This is a genomic window from Streptomyces apricus, from assembly GCF_008369065.1.
Lineage (GTDB): Bacteria > Actinomycetota > Actinomycetes > Streptomycetales > Streptomycetaceae > Streptomyces > Streptomyces apricus.
Genome location: NZ_VDFC01000015.1, coordinates 1 through 14,123, shown reverse-complemented (window position 1 = coordinate 14,123; position 14,123 = coordinate 1). Strand labels below are relative to the sequence as shown.

General features: G+C 72.2%; 16 protein-coding genes, 1 pseudogene and 1 riboswitch. Of the genes and pseudogenes, 9 read left to right on the top strand and 8 right to left on the bottom strand.

Annotation, left to right across the window (positions count from 1 at the left end; all coding sequences use genetic code 11):
- Positions 1–240: 240 nt before the first annotated feature.
- Both FGF04_RS05125 and FGF04_RS05120 read left to right on the top strand, forming a co-directional pair.
- Positions 241–414, top strand: coding sequence for a CsbD family protein (locus FGF04_RS05125; protein ID WP_149510020.1), 174 nt, complete (start codon positions 241–243; stop codon positions 412–414).
- Positions 415–487: 73 nt separating this feature from the next.
- Complete coding sequence (locus tag FGF04_RS05120; protein ID WP_149510019.1) at positions 488–943, top strand: ATP-binding protein; 456 nt, start codon at positions 488–490, stop codon at positions 941–943.
- 164 nt (positions 944–1,107) lie between these two features.
- Here the strand turns inward: FGF04_RS05120 and FGF04_RS05115 are convergent, their stop codons facing one another.
- The 4 genes from FGF04_RS05115 to FGF04_RS05095 form a co-directional block, all read right to left on the bottom strand.
- Positions 1,108–1,599: a hemerythrin domain-containing protein gene (locus FGF04_RS05115; RefSeq protein ID WP_149510018.1), complete on the bottom strand. Its 492-nt coding sequence runs from the start codon at positions 1,597–1,599 to the stop codon at positions 1,108–1,110.
- Positions 1,600–1,737: 138 nt separating this feature from the next.
- A complete protein-coding gene (locus FGF04_RS05110) occupies positions 1,738–2,265 on the bottom strand; it encodes a hypothetical protein (RefSeq protein ID WP_149510017.1) in 528 nt (175 codons plus the stop codon).
- 134 nt (positions 2,266–2,399) lie between these two features.
- Positions 2,400–2,750 (bottom strand): hypothetical protein, encoded by a 351-nt coding sequence (locus FGF04_RS05100; protein ID WP_149510015.1) that lies wholly within the window; start codon positions 2,748–2,750, stop codon positions 2,400–2,402.
- A gap of 115 nt (positions 2,751–2,865) precedes the next feature.
- The gene (locus FGF04_RS05095; protein ID WP_149510210.1) at positions 2,866–3,111 is read right to left on the bottom strand and encodes a WhiB family transcriptional regulator; all 246 of its coding nucleotides are present in this window, start codon (positions 3,109–3,111) and stop codon (positions 2,866–2,868) included.
- Between the two features lie 268 nt (positions 3,112–3,379).
- On the opposite strand from FGF04_RS05095, the gene FGF04_RS05090 reads away from it, so the two are divergent.
- The gene (locus FGF04_RS05090; protein ID WP_149510014.1) at positions 3,380–4,084 is read left to right on the top strand and encodes a GAF and ANTAR domain-containing protein; all 705 of its coding nucleotides are present in this window, start codon (positions 3,380–3,382) and stop codon (positions 4,082–4,084) included.
- Between the two features lie 68 nt (positions 4,085–4,152).
- On the opposite strand, the gene FGF04_RS05085 is transcribed toward FGF04_RS05090, so the two are convergent.
- A complete protein-coding gene (locus FGF04_RS05085; RefSeq protein ID WP_149510013.1) occupies positions 4,153–5,379 on the bottom strand; it encodes a phospholipase D-like domain-containing protein in 1,227 nt (408 codons plus the stop codon).
- Between the two features lie 189 nt (positions 5,380–5,568).
- Here FGF04_RS05085 and FGF04_RS05080 point away from each other — a divergent pair, with 189 nt between their 5' ends.
- Positions 5,569–6,075, top strand: a complete 507-nt coding sequence (locus FGF04_RS05080; RefSeq protein WP_235882196.1) for a hypothetical protein — start codon at positions 5,569–5,571, stop codon at positions 6,073–6,075.
- 1 nt (position 6,076) lies between these two features.
- Here FGF04_RS05080 and FGF04_RS05075 read toward each other — a convergent pair whose 3' ends face one another.
- On the bottom strand, positions 6,077–7,234 hold the full coding sequence (locus FGF04_RS05075; RefSeq protein WP_149510012.1) for a GNAT family N-acetyltransferase: 1,158 nt from the start codon (positions 7,232–7,234) through the stop codon (positions 6,077–6,079).
- A 266-nt stretch (positions 7,235–7,500) separates the two neighbouring features.
- Here FGF04_RS05075 and FGF04_RS05070 point away from each other — a divergent pair, with 266 nt between their 5' ends.
- Complete coding sequence (locus FGF04_RS05070; RefSeq protein ID WP_149510011.1) at positions 7,501–8,325, top strand: BlaI/MecI/CopY family transcriptional regulator; 825 nt, start codon at positions 7,501–7,503, stop codon at positions 8,323–8,325.
- A 54-nt stretch (positions 8,326–8,379) separates the two neighbouring features.
- Here FGF04_RS05070 and FGF04_RS05065 read toward each other — a convergent pair whose 3' ends face one another.
- Entirely contained in the window at positions 8,380–10,047 is a 1,668-nt protein-coding gene (locus tag FGF04_RS05065) for a cellulase family glycosylhydrolase (RefSeq protein WP_149510010.1), read from the bottom strand.
- A 175-nt stretch (positions 10,048–10,222) separates the two neighbouring features.
- A riboswitch (cobalamin riboswitch) is annotated at positions 10,223–10,404 on the top strand.
- 30 nt (positions 10,405–10,434) lie between these two features.
- On the opposite strand from FGF04_RS05065, the gene FGF04_RS05060 reads away from it, so the two are divergent.
- The 4 genes from FGF04_RS05060 to FGF04_RS05045 are packed head-to-tail and all read left to right on the top strand — an operon-like array spanning position 10,435 to position 13,321.
- On the top strand, positions 10,435–11,220 hold the full coding sequence (locus tag FGF04_RS05060; protein ID WP_149510009.1) for an energy-coupling factor ABC transporter permease: 786 nt from the start codon (positions 10,435–10,437) through the stop codon (positions 11,218–11,220).
- Positions 11,217–11,693, top strand: coding sequence for an energy-coupling factor ABC transporter substrate-binding protein (locus FGF04_RS05055; protein ID WP_149510008.1), 477 nt, complete (start codon positions 11,217–11,219; stop codon positions 11,691–11,693). The genes FGF04_RS05060 and FGF04_RS05055 overlap by 4 nt, the downstream gene beginning before the upstream one ends.
- A gap of 6 nt (positions 11,694–11,699) precedes the next feature.
- Positions 11,700–12,449 (top strand): cobalt ECF transporter T component CbiQ, encoded by a 750-nt coding sequence (gene cbiQ / locus FGF04_RS05050; protein WP_149510007.1) that lies wholly within the window; start codon positions 11,700–11,702, stop codon positions 12,447–12,449.
- Positions 12,446–13,321, top strand: a complete 876-nt coding sequence (locus FGF04_RS05045) for an energy-coupling factor ABC transporter ATP-binding protein (RefSeq protein WP_149510006.1) — start codon at positions 12,446–12,448, stop codon at positions 13,319–13,321. The genes cbiQ and FGF04_RS05045 overlap by 4 nt, the downstream gene beginning before the upstream one ends.
- A gap of 39 nt (positions 13,322–13,360) precedes the next feature.
- Here the strand turns inward: FGF04_RS05045 and FGF04_RS05040 are convergent.
- Positions 13,361–14,123 (bottom strand): annotated as a pseudogene (locus tag FGF04_RS05040) (serine/threonine protein kinase); the annotation flags it as partial.

The window sequence follows — 14,123 nt, the reverse complement described above, 5'->3', positions numbered from 1 at the left end:
CGCGCCGGAGACCGATCGCGGACGGCCTCCCTTTCACGCTCCGGACTTCATGTTCCGGACTTCACGTTCCCGGTGTCGCCCTTCACCATTTGATTTCGAATTCAGCATTATTCATGGGCGTGATCAGGCCGTTCGGGGGAAGCTCGCCGCATTCTCGGAAAGCCGGGTTTGGACCGGCCCTCTCCGGTCAGCCGTAACAGTAGATCGTACGGACGAAGATCAGTGAGGACGTGATCCGCAGTGGCCCAGGACGAGAAGGCCAAGGCAAAGACCGAGCAGGCCAAGGGCAAGGTCAAGGAGACTCTCGGTCAGGCCGTCGGCAATGAGCGGATGACCGCCGAGGGCAAGGCGGAGCAGTCGAAGGGCGACGCCCGTCAGGCCAAGGAGAAGACCAAGGACGCATTCCGGCATTGAGGGACCAGCTAATGCGCAGGGCCCGCCGCACGCTCTCGCGGCGGGCCCGCTTCTTTTAAGAAGGAGCGAGAACATGCTCGCGGAGTACCGTACGCCTCCCACCGATCTCGCGACCGAGCCGTCGCGGCGCGCCCCGTTCCGGCCGAGCAGTCCGGCCGAGGTGCGCGAGGAGGTGAGGCACGCGCTGGCCGAGGCCCGCCGGTCCCGGCGGCGCACCGACCGGGGCGGTGACGAGGTCATCGGCGACGCCCTGCTCGTGGCCACGGAACTCACGACCAACGCGATGCTGCACGGCGGCGGTGTCACCGGTTTCGAGGTGGCGCTGGACGACGAGGTCGTCCGCCTGTCGGTGAGCGACAACAGCCAGGAGTTCCCCGCGCCGAAGCGCGACGACGGCAGGCGGGGGACCATGGGGCCCGGGGGACACGGCTGGCCCATCGTCTGCCGGCTGGCCCGCGACATCACGATCTCGGAGCTGCACACCGGCGGGAAGCGCATCACGGCCGTGGTGCCGCTCKCCCCGCGGTGAGGCTCCCGCCGTCCCCGGCCCGTCCCTCCGGCACGGCACACGGGAGACCGGGCGCACCCACGGGTGCGCCCGGTCGTCATGAAGACAGTCCTCAGGAAGACAGTCGTCAGGAATGCGGGGGCGTCGCTTCCGCCCGGGTCAGCCCTTGACGTCAACCCCTGCCGTCAGCCCTTGACGATGGCGCGGACGTTCTCGATCGAGCCGCAGCCGGACCCCAGCTGGTTCGCCCGCTCCTTGAGGAAGGCGGCACCGAGCTCCTCACGGCGCTTCATGGCGACGTTCTCGCGCGCCCCGTTGAGGATCGTGCGCTCCTCCTCGTCGGCGTGGTGCGTGATCGCCTCCACGAGCTCCTCCAGCTTCTCGTCCCACTCGTCGGAGCCGACCTCGTCGACCTCCAGGAGGGCGAGCAGCGCCTCGTTGCCCTCCTCGTGCTCCTCCTCGCCGTGCTCGACCTCCTCGTTGTCGATGTTCCGGTAGCGCTTGAGCGCGGGGTAGACCTCGTTCTCCTCCGCCAGGGCGTGGGCGATCAGGAGGTCGGAGAACTCCTTCAGCGCCTGGGCGCGGTCCGCCTCGACACTGCGCATCTGCCGGAAGAGCTCCTCCATCCTGCGGTGGTCCTCAAGGATCAGTTCGACCACGTCGTGCGTCTCGGACATGTGCGGTGCGCCCTCCTCGGTGTTCATCAGGTCCTCGGGACGCGCCTACCCCGGATCAGAAGAAAATCGCCGGCCCGGCCACACCGCCCGGGAGGCGGCGGAGGCCGGACCGGCGAGAGCCGGTACGCCGTTGTGCCGCTACGCCGTGAGCGCCCGCCGGGTGGGCAGGGCCTGTCCCCCGGCCGTGCGGGACGGCCGGGTCGCGGAGGTCTGCCAGGGCGCGGGAGCCTGCCGGGTCGCGGAGGCCTGTCGGGCCGGGGCGGAGGTCTGCCGGGGCACGCCCGCCGTCACCGAGGAGCCGCGGACCGCCGCGGAGGCGCCGCGCACCACCGGACGCACCGGGTACGTCGTCTTGGCCGGGTCCGTCACCGGGTCCCCGAGCACGATGCGGCCCGCCGCGTGCAGCGCGTCGCACTCGTCCGTGGGCAGGGCCACGTAGCACCCCCCGTACGGCGAACCGGCGCTGACGGACTGCCAGTACCCGTACCGGCGGCGGCCGTTGGCGTGCACGGTCAGGCAGACGGGCACCCGCTGCACCTGGATGAGACGCAGAACCTCGGCACCGCCGGGGGTCAGTGGCGCGGGGGTGCGGGAGAGGGACCGCAGCAGGTCGACGCTCTCGCCCGCGGCTCGCGGCACGGCACGGAGGTGGGAGGAGGGCGTCATGTGCGGGCGGCCTTTCGACGGACGGGTTCGATCGCGTGTCACCGGGGGTGATGACGTCTTGATGCTCTGCATTCTTCCGGAGGGCACTGACAACGCTGCCTCAGTCGCCGCGCGCCGCTCCCGCGGGTCCAGGGTCACCGGGGGTCCGGCAGGGCCGGGCCGTGGTGGGCGCGGCCTTCCAGCTCGCCCTGGACGAAGGGGTCGTCGGCGCTGTCGTACGCCCCGGCGTGGACGGAGAGCGTTTCGGTGATGCGCTCCCACTCCTCGGCCTCCGCACGCGCGACCCGTGCGTCCCGGCCGGTGAGCGTCCCGTCCCGGGCCGTCCTGCGGGCGTCCTCCAGTGCTTCCTTCGCCTGGTGGTGGTGCATGCCCGTGGCCGTGCGCCGCACCCGCGCCCAGGCCTCGCGCTCGTCCTCGGACGGCTCCGCCGCCTGGTCGGTCACGTCGTCGACGAGACCGGACACCCGGTCCTGCTCCAGGCCCACTGCTCCACCTCGTTCGGCTACGGCGCTGATCGCTTCCCTCAGCGGTCCCGTTCCGTCTGCCCCTCTCCCGCGGTCCGACACCTGCGGGTGCCGACGCGGCGGCACGTCACCGCGGCTACGCGCCGCGGCGGGAGGCGCGGCGCCGCAGGGCACGTCGTTCCGACTCGCTCCTGCCGCCCCAGATGCCGATGCTCTGCCCCGTCTCCAGCGCCCAGTCCAGGCACTGCGTCTGCACCGGACAGCGGCGGCAGACGCTCTTCGCGTCCTCGATCTGCACAAGGGCCGGGCCCGTGCTGCCGATGGGGAAGAAGAGATCGGGGTCGACGGTGCGGCATTCCGCGTGTTCGCGCCAGCCTTCCATGAGTGCCTCCTCGGTCGTGATGCTGTCGTTCACCGGTTTCGGTCCCCCTCCGGGTCACCCACGACGGCACCGGTGAAACAACAAGTCTTGTGGGACGGCGCCGCCCCGCCGTGCCGACGGCCCGGGGAACCACGTCCGGCGGCCCGGACGCTCACGTCCGGGCGCGGGTCACCGGGGGTCTCGCTCCGGCGCGACGGGAGGACCCGGGTGGCAAGATGGGCTTCCACGGGCCACGGCCGGAATGTCTCAATGAACGAGCGGGTGACGCATGTCGCAGCAGACGGGCGAGGTCTGGGAGCAGTTCGCGATCGCCGTGGCGGACATGGCACGCGACCTGCTCGCCCAGGACTCCGCCCAGGGCACCCTGGACCGGATCGTGGAGCACGCGAAGGTCCTGATCAACGGGTGCGACGAAGCCGGCATCCTCACCGTACGGCAGGGCGAGGTGAACGCCCTGGCGGCGACGAGCGACGTGGTGCGGCACGCGGACCGGATCCAGCAGGACCTGCGGGAGGGCCCGTGCTTCGACGCCGTGACCGACCGCCAGCAGGTCTACTCGATCACGGACATGACGAAGCCGAGCGAGCGCTGGCCCCACTTCACCCCGAGGCTCAGGGAGCTGGGGATGGGGAGCATGATGGGCTTCCTGCTCTTCACCGAGGACGACGACCTGGGCGCCCTGAACCTGTACTCGCACACCCCGGACACCTTCGACGGGTCCGCCGAACGGGCCGGCTGGATCCTCGCCTCGCACGCGGCCGTGGCCTTCTCGGCGGCCCGTACGCACCAGCAGCTCAGCCACGCCCTGGAGACCCGGCACGAGATCGGCGAGGCCATCGGCATCCTCATGGAGCGCTACCGCCTGTCCGAGGACGCGGCCTTCAAGGTGCTGAAGAAGACCTCCCAGGACCGCAACGTCAAGCTGCGCGAGATCGCCCGCCAGGTCTGCCGCACGGGCGACCGGCCCGGCTGACCGCCGGACCGGGCCGGGCCGGAACCGGGCCTCGGCCGGGCCGGAACCGGACCGGACCGGAACCGGGTCTACAGGAAGCGGCGGATCGGGATGACCGCGGCCTCGCGGGCCCGCTGGGCGACCGAGCGCCGCTTCCAGCGGCCCCCCTCGATCAGGACGCCGTGCTCGATGTCCTCCTCGAAGTGGGCGTCGAGGGTCGCCGTGAACTCCTCGTCCAGGACGGCGAGCATGATCTCCTCGTCGTGGTCGAGCGAGCGGCGGTTGAAGTTGGTCGAGCCGACGAGCGCGGCGACCCGGTCCACGGTGATGACCTTGGCGTGCATCATCGTCGGCTGGTACTGGTAGATCTTCACGCCGCAGCCGATGAGGTCCTCGTAGTAGTGCTGTCCCGCCAGCTGGCAGACCCGCTTGTCGGTGTGCGGGCCGGGCAGCAGGATCTCCACCTCGACGCCCCGGCGGGCCGCGGCGCACAGCAGCCCGACGAAGAACGCGTCCGGCGCGAAGTAGGCCGTGGCCAGCCGGAAGCGCTCCTCGGCCGACTCCAGCATCACGCGGAGCAGGGTCTGCATGTCCTGCCAGCCGAAGCTGGCCGAGCCGCGCACCACCTGCACCACGGCCCCGCCCTCGGGCTCGTGGTCGACGAAGCGGTCACGCCGGTCGAAGAGTTCGTCGTGGCACTCGGCCCAGTTCTGGGCGAACGCGGCGGCGATGCCGTCCACGGCGGGTCCGCGGACCTCGACGTGGGMGTCGCGCCACTCGTGTTCGTTGCGCGCGTCGCCGCACCACTCCTCCGCGATCCCCKCCCCGCCGGTGAAGGCCGTCTGCTCGTCGACCACGAGGACCTTGCGGTGGCAGCGGTGGTTCTGCTTGAACGGTGAGAGCGCGAGCGGCCTGCGGAACCACGCCACCTGCACCCCGGCCCGCTCCATGGCCGCGAGCAGGTCCTTCTCGATCAGCCTGCTGCCGAACCCGTCCAGCAGCAGCCGGACCCGGACCCCGGCCTCGGCCCGCTCGGTCAGCGCCTCGGCGAACTCGCGGGCGATGTCGCCCTTCCAGTACACGAAGGTCATCATGTCCACGGTGTGCTCGGCGGCCCGGATGCCCGCCAGCATCGCGGCGAAGATCTCGTCGCCGTTGCGCAGGGCGGTGAGGGTGTTGCCCTCGGTCGCCGCGATGCCGATGAGTCTCTCCAGCCGCCGGCGTATCCGCTGCGCGCGCTCCTCGTAGAGCGGTGCCGTCGGCGTCGTGGTGGCGGTGGGCGAGATCATCTCGGACTGGTCCTTCGTACTGGTCATGGCATCACCCGGCCGGCACGGGGAGGGGACAGGGGGATGCACGCGGCCCGGTCCGGCACGGGCGCGGCGAGCAGACTGTACTCCGGCTTCCCTCACACAAGGTGGCAGGAGTAACGAACGCGACAATCAAGGATCCGTCGGGTCCGTGCGCACATGTTCCCGGGCATCGGGGGCAGGAAACGCGCGACGATGGCACCACGTGAAACCAAGATCGAGAGGGCCGGCGAGGTCGTGACTGAAGAGCAGGATCCGCTCCGTGAGGCGGCGGCGCCGATCGTGGCCGAACCCGCGCCCGATCTGCAGCTGCAGATGCTGGTGCGGCTGGTCGGCCAGGACCCGCAGGCCGCCCTGCCGATCACCCTGGTCGTCGGGGGCGGTCTCCTGTACGGCGACCTCATCTCGCACAAGGCGTGGACGACCGACTGGGCGCACAGCCTGCGCGGTGTCGACGGACCCGGCGCCCAGCTGCTGGAGCGGTTCCCCGAGCAGGTGGACCAGGCGGTGGCGGAGAAGCAGGGGCGCCCGGCTCCGCAGCGGCTGCCCCAGTGGATCCACCTGCGCGGCGCCACCGCCGTCTTCGGCTCGGGCGGCCCCGTCGTCATGCCTCTGTGGCGGGGGCGGCTCACGGACGTCTCCGGCTGGTCCCTGGGCAAGCCCGACAGCTCCACGGACGGGACCGGGGACGGCCACCGCTGACCTAAGGCGTTTCCTCCGGGCCGGTGCGGGTCCGCGGCGGCGGGAGCGTACGTCCGGGGCCGGACCGCCCGGAGCCGCCGCCGGCCGAGGTGCGCAGGGTGCCCACCGTCTTCAGCAGCCGGTCGGCCGGGTCGCGCAGCCGGGGATGGGCCAGGACCGTGTTGCGCAGGCCGCGCACCGGTCTGCGCCACAGCCGGTGGGCCGCCGCCACCGGATGGGGGCGGCTCGCGAAGCCCTCCCCCACCCGCAGTTCCCGTGTCTTGAGCCAGTCCTTGTACTCCTTGTCGCCGCGCCCCAGGTCCAGGATCCGCACGCCCTCCCGGCCGGCGGCCTCCGCCATCCGCAGGTGCATGATCAACCCCGGTGAGTAGTAGCGCAGTGCGGGGTCGTACGCGGTGAACCAGGCGGCGAACACGGTGCGTGACCTGGGCCCGAAGTGCGCGGCCACCGGCCGGTCGCCGGCGTACACCACCGAGAGGAGACCGGTGAAGTGCTCCTCGCGGACCTGGAACAGGTCGTTCACCGCGTCCACGATCCAGGGCCGCGCGAACCGGTCCATCCGTGCGGTCCTGCGGTACTGGGCCGACTTCCACTCCATCAGCGTGCGCAGCGGCGCCGGGTCGCGCTCGTCGAGGACGAACCGCAGCTCGCCCAGGTCGCGCCCCAGCCGGCGTTCCTTCTTCAGCGTCGTCCTGGCCAGCCCCGGGTACGCGCCGCGCAGCCACTCGGCGTAACCGCCCTCGCCGGGCTTCAGGTCGATCACCGGCGACGCGAACGTCCCCGTGACGAAGCGGTCGAACGGCTCCTGCTCCGCGACCAGGTGGTCGAACTCGAAGACCGACAGCCCGCAGTCCCGCAGCAGTTGCGCGGTGTCCCAGGTGACTCCCGGCCGGTGCACGAGGGCCTGGCAGTCGGACAGGCCCAGACCGATGGCCCGGCCCACCCCGAAGGCGTTGCGCTCGTACGGGAGGAAGCCGACGGCCTCCCCGTCCTCGTGCAGCACCGCCACCCTCGCCCCGCTCCGGTGCCTGCCGATGCCGGCGGCGAACTCCGGTGAGAGGAAGGGGTTGGCGTAGTCCGGCGACTCGTCGGCCGCCCGGTGCCAGGCCCGGCGCAGCGGTTCACTCAGCGACTCCGGTCTGTGGATGCTCGTCCGCACCTCAGATCGCCCCCCATGTCCCCGCGGACGCGCTGTGCGCGTCCTCGTCCCCTTCCGGCCCGCGGCCGGGAACCGCCGTGTCCGGCGGGGCTCAAACGTCGCGAAACAGCACGCAGGCTGTCAAGGGCGGCGGTCGTAACGAAAGGGGTGCGCAACGGGTGAGGCGGTACCCGAAGGGTGGTTCGCACGCATTCGGGATCATGACACGGACGATGCGAGTAGCATCCGGCCCCAGCACCACACGATGACGAGGAAGGGTAACCGCCATGTCCGAAGTCGAATCGGCCGCTACGCAGCTCAAGACCCAGTACGCCGCCCAGGTGGCTGCGGATCTGGAGCGCAACACCAAGGAGCAGGAACGTATCGGCGCCGAAGTGGCGGCCCTGGAGGAGCAGTTGCGGGGTCTGCGGCACGACCAGACCCTGCTGGCGGAGCTGCAGCGGGCGCTGGGCGGCGAGGGTTCCGTACAGGCCGCGCCCGCCGCCGACGCCGCCGAGGAGACCACGGCGTCCGGTCCCTCGGTGCCGCGGCAGGCGTCGGCCGGTACGGCGAGGCGGAAGAAGGCGGCCGGCGGACCGGCCGCCGGGAAGACGGCGAAGACCGGCGCGAAGACCGCCGCCGCCGGGTCGGCCGGCGGCTCCGCCGCGGCGAAGACCGGCGCGAAGTCGGCCTCCCGGTCCGGCACTTCGGCATCGGGCGCCTCCAAGTCCACCGCTCCGAAGTCGGCCGCGTCGAAGTCACCCGCCTCGAAGCCGGGCGCTTCGAAGCCGGCCGCCAGGAGCGCCGCGAAGCCGGCCTCCGACCGGCCCACCCTCGTCGACCTCATCCGCGAGCACCTCGGCCGGCAGTCCGAGCCGCGCTCGTCCGCCGAGGTCGCCACCGCGCTGGCCGAGGCCCACCCCGACCGCGAGATCAAGCCCAAGGTCGTCCGCACCACGGTGGAGGGACTGGTCGCCAAGGGCCAGGTCCAGCGCACCAAGCAGGGGTCGTCCGTCTTCTACACGGCGTCCGCGCCCGCCCCGGCCCCCGCGCCCGCGCCCGCGGATGACACCGCGCAGTCCGGGACCGAGCAGGCCGCCGGGACCGCCTGACCGGCACCGGACGGCCGACGGGGCGCGGTGACCCCGCCGGCCGGTGCCGCCGGATCAGGTGGTGGCGCAGGTGGCGCCGTTGAGGGCGAACGCGGTCGGAGCGGTGTTGACGCCGCCCCTGACGGCCGTGAACCCGACGGTGACCGAGCCGCTCGCGGGGATGGTGGACGTGTACGAGGCCGCGGCGACGCTCACCGTGGCCCCGCTCTGGGTCGGGGTGCCGCCCCACATGTTCGAGACGGTCTGCCCGTCGGCGAAGGCGAAGACCAGCCGCCACCCGCTGATGACGGCGGCGCCCGTGTTGCGGAGCGTGATCTCGCCCTGGAAGCCTCCCGGCCACTCGTTGGTGACGCGGTAGCCGACCGAGCAGGCCGTGCCGGGTGAACTGCCGTCCTCCGTGGTCACGTTCACCGTGGCCGAGCGGGCCGAGCGGTTCCCGGCCGCGTCGCGCGCGTACACGGCGAAGGTGTACGCGGTGGCGGCGGTGAGGCCGGTCAGGGTGGCGGTGTTGGTGGTGGACGCGGCGACCGTGCTCTCGGAGCCGCCGCCGACCCGGACCACGTCGTACCCGGCGACACCGACGTTGTCGGTGGCAGCCGTCCAGGTCAGGGTCACGGACGTGGCCGCCACGGCGGAGGCGGCGGGGGTGCCCGGAGCGGTCGGGGCCTGGGTGTCGCCCGGGGTGCCGCCGCCGAAGACCGTGGCCTCCTTCGCCGTCCGGGCGATGCCGTCGGCGCCGTTGAAGACGCGCTGCCCCCAGGAGCTGAGCCGGCCGGGGTCGAAGTCGATCACCAGGTCGAGGACCGGATCGGTGTTGCCGCTCCAGGACCAGGCGAGGTAGCCGAGGTCCAGCCGCTGGGCCGCGGCCATCATGGTGTCCTCGTCGGGGTCGCCGTACTGGTCGGCGGGCCCGCCGAACTCGCCGATGAGCAGGGGCAGTCCGGCGTTCACGAAGGCGTTCAGGTAGTCGGTGATCTCCGCCGCGGTGTCGAAGACGCTGTACATGTGGATCGAGAAGATCAGGTTGCCGGTGGGGTCGGCGTCGTACACCGCCCGGGCGTTGGCGCGCATGACGCCCTGCCAGTCCTGGCCCCAGTTGGGCGCGTCCACCATGACGGTGTGCGTGAACCCCGCGCCGCGCAGCTTCTTCACGGCCGCGATCGTGGGGTCGGTCCAGCCCGCCGGATTCGTGTTGCCCCAGGGCTCGTTGCCGATGTTGATGACGACGTAGTCCTCCTGGCCGGCGAGGACGTCCTTGAGGCCGATCCAGTAGTCGGCGGCCTGGTCGAGGGTGGCGGCGGCGGTCTCCTCGGCGTACCCGGTGGTGTCGTGCACCTCCAGTACGCAGATCAGCCGGTTGGCCTTGCACCGGGCGATGACGGCGGCGACGTCCTCCGCGCTGTTCTTCGTCCAGCGGTGGCCGTTGGACAGGACGACGCGGACGGTGTTGGCCCCGAACGCCTTGATGTCGGCCAGCGACTGCGTCTCACCCGGGTACCAGGTGTGGGCGTGGTTGACGCCGCGCATGACGAAGTCGTTGCCGTTGCCCTCGACCAGGCGGCCGTCCTCGATGTGCAGACCGGTCGCGAGGGCCTCGGGCGCACGGGCATGGGCGGCGGTGGGGACGAGCGCGCCGAGGACGACGAGTCCCAGGAAGGCCGCCAGCCCGGCCAGTGCCGCCCTGACGTGGTTCTTTCGCGTCGTGCTTCTTGTCCTTCTCACTGCGACTCCAGGGAGTGAGGATCGAGAAACGTGGATTCCGGATAGGTGGGAGCGCTCCCATAGAGTCAGTTCGCCAGGGACACGTCAAGACTTGGCGCACATTCCGGCTCGTAACAGGTGGTCAGGAGCCACCCGTGCGCCCCCGGGTCCGCTTGTCACCACCCCGGTACGCGCACTACTGTCACCACGCCTTGGTGCTCGGGAAATCGGTGTGATGCCGGTGCGGCCCTCGCCACTGTGATCGGGAAGTCCGGCTCCGGCCCTCAGGGGCAGCCACTGGGTCCTCGGACCCGGGAAGGCGGAGCGCGGGCGGTGTTACCCGTAAGCCAGGAGACCGGCCAAGGCGCGTCAACCATCCACGAGGTGCTGGAGAGGGTCTGCTGAGCCATGCACATAGCCGAGGGTTTCCTTCCTCCGGCGCACGCGGTCGCCTGGGGCGTCGCGTCGGCGCCGTTCGTCGTCCACGGAGTCCGGTCGCTCACCCGTGAGGTCAGGGAGCATCCCGAGAGCACGCTGCTCATCGGGGCGTCCGGGGCGTTCACGTTCGTCCTCTCCGCACTGAAACTGCCGTCCGTGACCGGCAGCTGCTCGCACCCCACCGGCACGGGTCTCGGTGCGGTCCTGTTCCGGCCGCCGGTCATGGCGGTGCTGGGCACCATCACCCTGCTCTTCCAGGCCCTGCTGCTCGCCCACGGCGGGCTGACCACGCTGGGCGCCAACGTCTTCTCGATGGCGATCGTCGGGCCCTGGGCCGGCTACGGGATCTACCGGCTGCTCCGGCGGTTCGACGTGCCGCTGATGGTCGCGGTGTTCTTCGCCGCGTTCGTCGCCGACCTGTCCACGTACTGCGTCACCAGCGTGCAGCTGGCGCTCGCGTTCCCCGACCCCAGCAGCGGGTTCCTGGGCGCGCTCGGCAAGTTCGGCTCGATCTTCGCCGTCACGCAGATCCCGCTCGCGGTGAGCGAGGGGCTCCTGACGGTGCTGGTGATGCGGCTGCTGGTGCAGTCGAGCAGGGGTGAGCTGACCCGGCTCGGCGTGTTCCTCACCAAGGCGCGGCCCCGGACCGGGGCGACCGGCCGGGCCGATGCGGCCGACGCCGCCGACGCGGCCGACGTGACCGGCACGACTGACACGACCGGCACGACCGACACGACCGGGGCGGTGGCCCGATGAGCCGTAACGCGAAGATCAACGCACTGCTGCTGCTCGTCGTGGCCGCCCTCGCGGTACTGCCGCTGGCTCTCGGCCTGGGGGACCACAAGAAGGAGCCGTTCACGGGCTCCGACTCCGAGGCCGAGACCGCGATCACCGAGATCGAACCGGACTACGAGCCGTGGTTCTCGCCGCTGTACGAACCGCCGTCCGGCGAGATCGAGTCGGCGCTCTTCGCCCTTCAGGCCGCTCTCGGCGCGGGGGTGCTCGCCTACTACTTCGGCCTGCGCCGGGGCCGCCGCCAGGGCGAACTCCGGGCCCTGGCCGACAGGGGCGGTCCGGACGCGGCGACCGACACGTCCGCGCCCGACGACAGCAGTCGCGACAGCAGCGGCAATCACAGCACCGGCCGTGGGGAAAGCGTCGGTGGTGGCATTGGTAGTGGTAGTGGCGGCAGTGGTGGTGCCGACGCGTCCGCGGTCCGGCGGGCCTGAGCCTTCGTGCTGCCCATCGACGCGGCGGCGCACAGCAGTCGCTGGCGCCGCCGCCACCCCGTGGACAAGGCCGTGCTCGGACTCGGTCTGACCGTGCTGGCCATCTCGCTCCCGCCCTGGCCGGGCGCCGCCCTGGTGCTGGTGACGGCCCTCGTCGTGCTGCTGGGCCCCGCCGCCGTCCCCGGCCGCAGACTCTGGCGCGCCTACCGGGTGCCGCTGGGGTTCTGCGTGACCGGGGCGCTGCCGCTGCTCCTCCAGGTCGGCGGCCCGGACGGGTTCGTGACCCTGGCCGACGGCGGGCCGGTGCGCGCCGGCGAACTCCTGCTGCGCACCTCGGCCGCCTCCCTCGGCGTGCTGCTGTTCGCCTTCACCACTCCCCTGTCCGACCTGCTGCCCCGGCTGGTGAACGCAGGGGTGCCCGCACCGGTCGTCGACGTCGCCCTGGTGACGTACCGGATGAGCTTCCTGCTGCTGGACTCGGTCCGGCGGATCAGGGAGGCGCAGGCCGCGCGGCTCGGGCACACCACCCGGGCCGCCACGTGGCGTTCGCTGGCCGGGCTCGGCGCCACCGCCTTCGTGCGGGCCTTCGACCGGGCGACCCGGTTGCAGGCCGGGCTCGCCGGGCGCGGTTACGACGGCACCCTGCGCGTCCTGGTGCCGCCGGCCCGGATCTCCGCCCGGTTCACGCTCCTGAGCCTCGCGCTGCTCGCGGCCCTGGCCGCACTCACCCTCGTACTGGAAAGGCCGCTGCGATGAGCGAGCCCGTGCTGGTCGCCCTGCGGGGCGCGTCCTACGCGTACGAGGACGGGCCGACCGTGCTCGACGGCCTCGACTTCGAGGTGCGCGCGGGGCGTGCGCTCGCCCTGCTCGGCCGCAACGGCAGCGGCAAGACCACACTGATGCGGCTGCTCAGCGGCGGACTGCGGCCGCGCAGCGGGCGGTTGAGCGTCGAGGGAAGTCCCGTGCGGTACGACCGCAAGGGCCTGACCCTGCTCCGGACGACCGTCCAGCTGGTGGTGCAGGACCCGGACGACCAGCTCTTCGCCGCCTCGGTCGGCCAGGACGTGTCGTTCGGGCCACTGAACCTCGGCCTGCCCGACGCCGAGGTGCGGGCCCGGGTGGACGAGGCGCTCGCCGCACTGGACATCACGGCCCTGGCCGACCGGCCCACCCACCTGCTCTCCTACGGGCAGCGCAAGCGGACCGCGATCGCGGGCGCCGTCGCGATGCGTCCCCGCGTCCTGATCCTCGACGAGCCCACCGCGGGGCTCGACCCGGACGGGCAGGAGCGGCTGCTCGCGACCCTGGACGCGCTGCGCGGGCGCGGCACCACCGTGGTGATGGCGACGCACGACGTGGACCTGGCCCTGCGCTGGGCCGACGACGCGGCGCTGCTCACCCCGTCCGGGACGGTCACCGGTCCCGCGGCCGCGGTCCTGGCCCGTACGGACCTGCTGGCGCAGGCGGGACTGCGGCTGCCGTGGGGCGMCGCGGTGGCGGAACTCCTGCGCGCCCAGGGCCTGTCGGCCGACCTGTCCCCCGGCCCGCGCACGGCGGAGGAACTGGCCGCGACGGTCGCGCGGCACTTCGCTCCCCCGGTCGCTCGCCCGGTCCCAGCCGACGGTTGATCCGTCGTGCGCGGCGGGTGGTCCGTCATGCGCGGCGCGTCAGTCGTCGGCGGGCATCACCTTGGTGACCTTGCCGCGGGGATCCGCCTGCAGATAGCCGCTCCTGTTGTACTCGTCGCCGAGGTAGGCCGCCATGTACGGGGGCTTGCCGAAGATGTCGTCGGCAGGGACCACGAGCAGGTAGCGGTTCGTGGGGTCGTCCACGTTCAGCTTCTTGCCGGCCTCGGCGAAGAGCGCGGGCACCTCGTCCCAGTCGAAGTCGTCGAGGTTCATCGGCAGGGCCCCACCGCTCAACTGCCCCTTGATGATGCTCTTCTCCACGCCCCGGCCGACGCGGTAGGTGTACTGGTCGTAACTGGCCCTGCTGCCGTCGGCCAGCACCTGGGCGGAGACGTACTCGGGGTACACCGAGAAGCGGCCGTACCGGTCGCGGCCCGTCTCCTTCTCCAGTGCCTCGATCGCCGTGCGGATCCCGTCCCCGGTCAGCAGGCCGGCGCCCTCCTCGCGGTCGGCGCCGGACGGGGAGGGCTGCGAGGAGGTCCGGGCCGACGGGTCCGCCGACGCCCCCTTCCCCGTGTCCTTGGAGGAGGACGCGTCCGACCTCCACCCGTCGGGCAGCAGGGTCCAGCCCAGCACACCCGCGAGCACCGTCCCCACGACGGACAGCGCGACCGTGGTCCGGCGTCCCCGCCCGGCCAATCGCGCGGGCGCGGATGCGGTCGCGGGCGCGGGTGCGGATGCGTCCGGAACGTCCGGCACCTTCGGGGCCTGCGGGGCCTGCGGGGCCTGCGGGGCCTGCGGG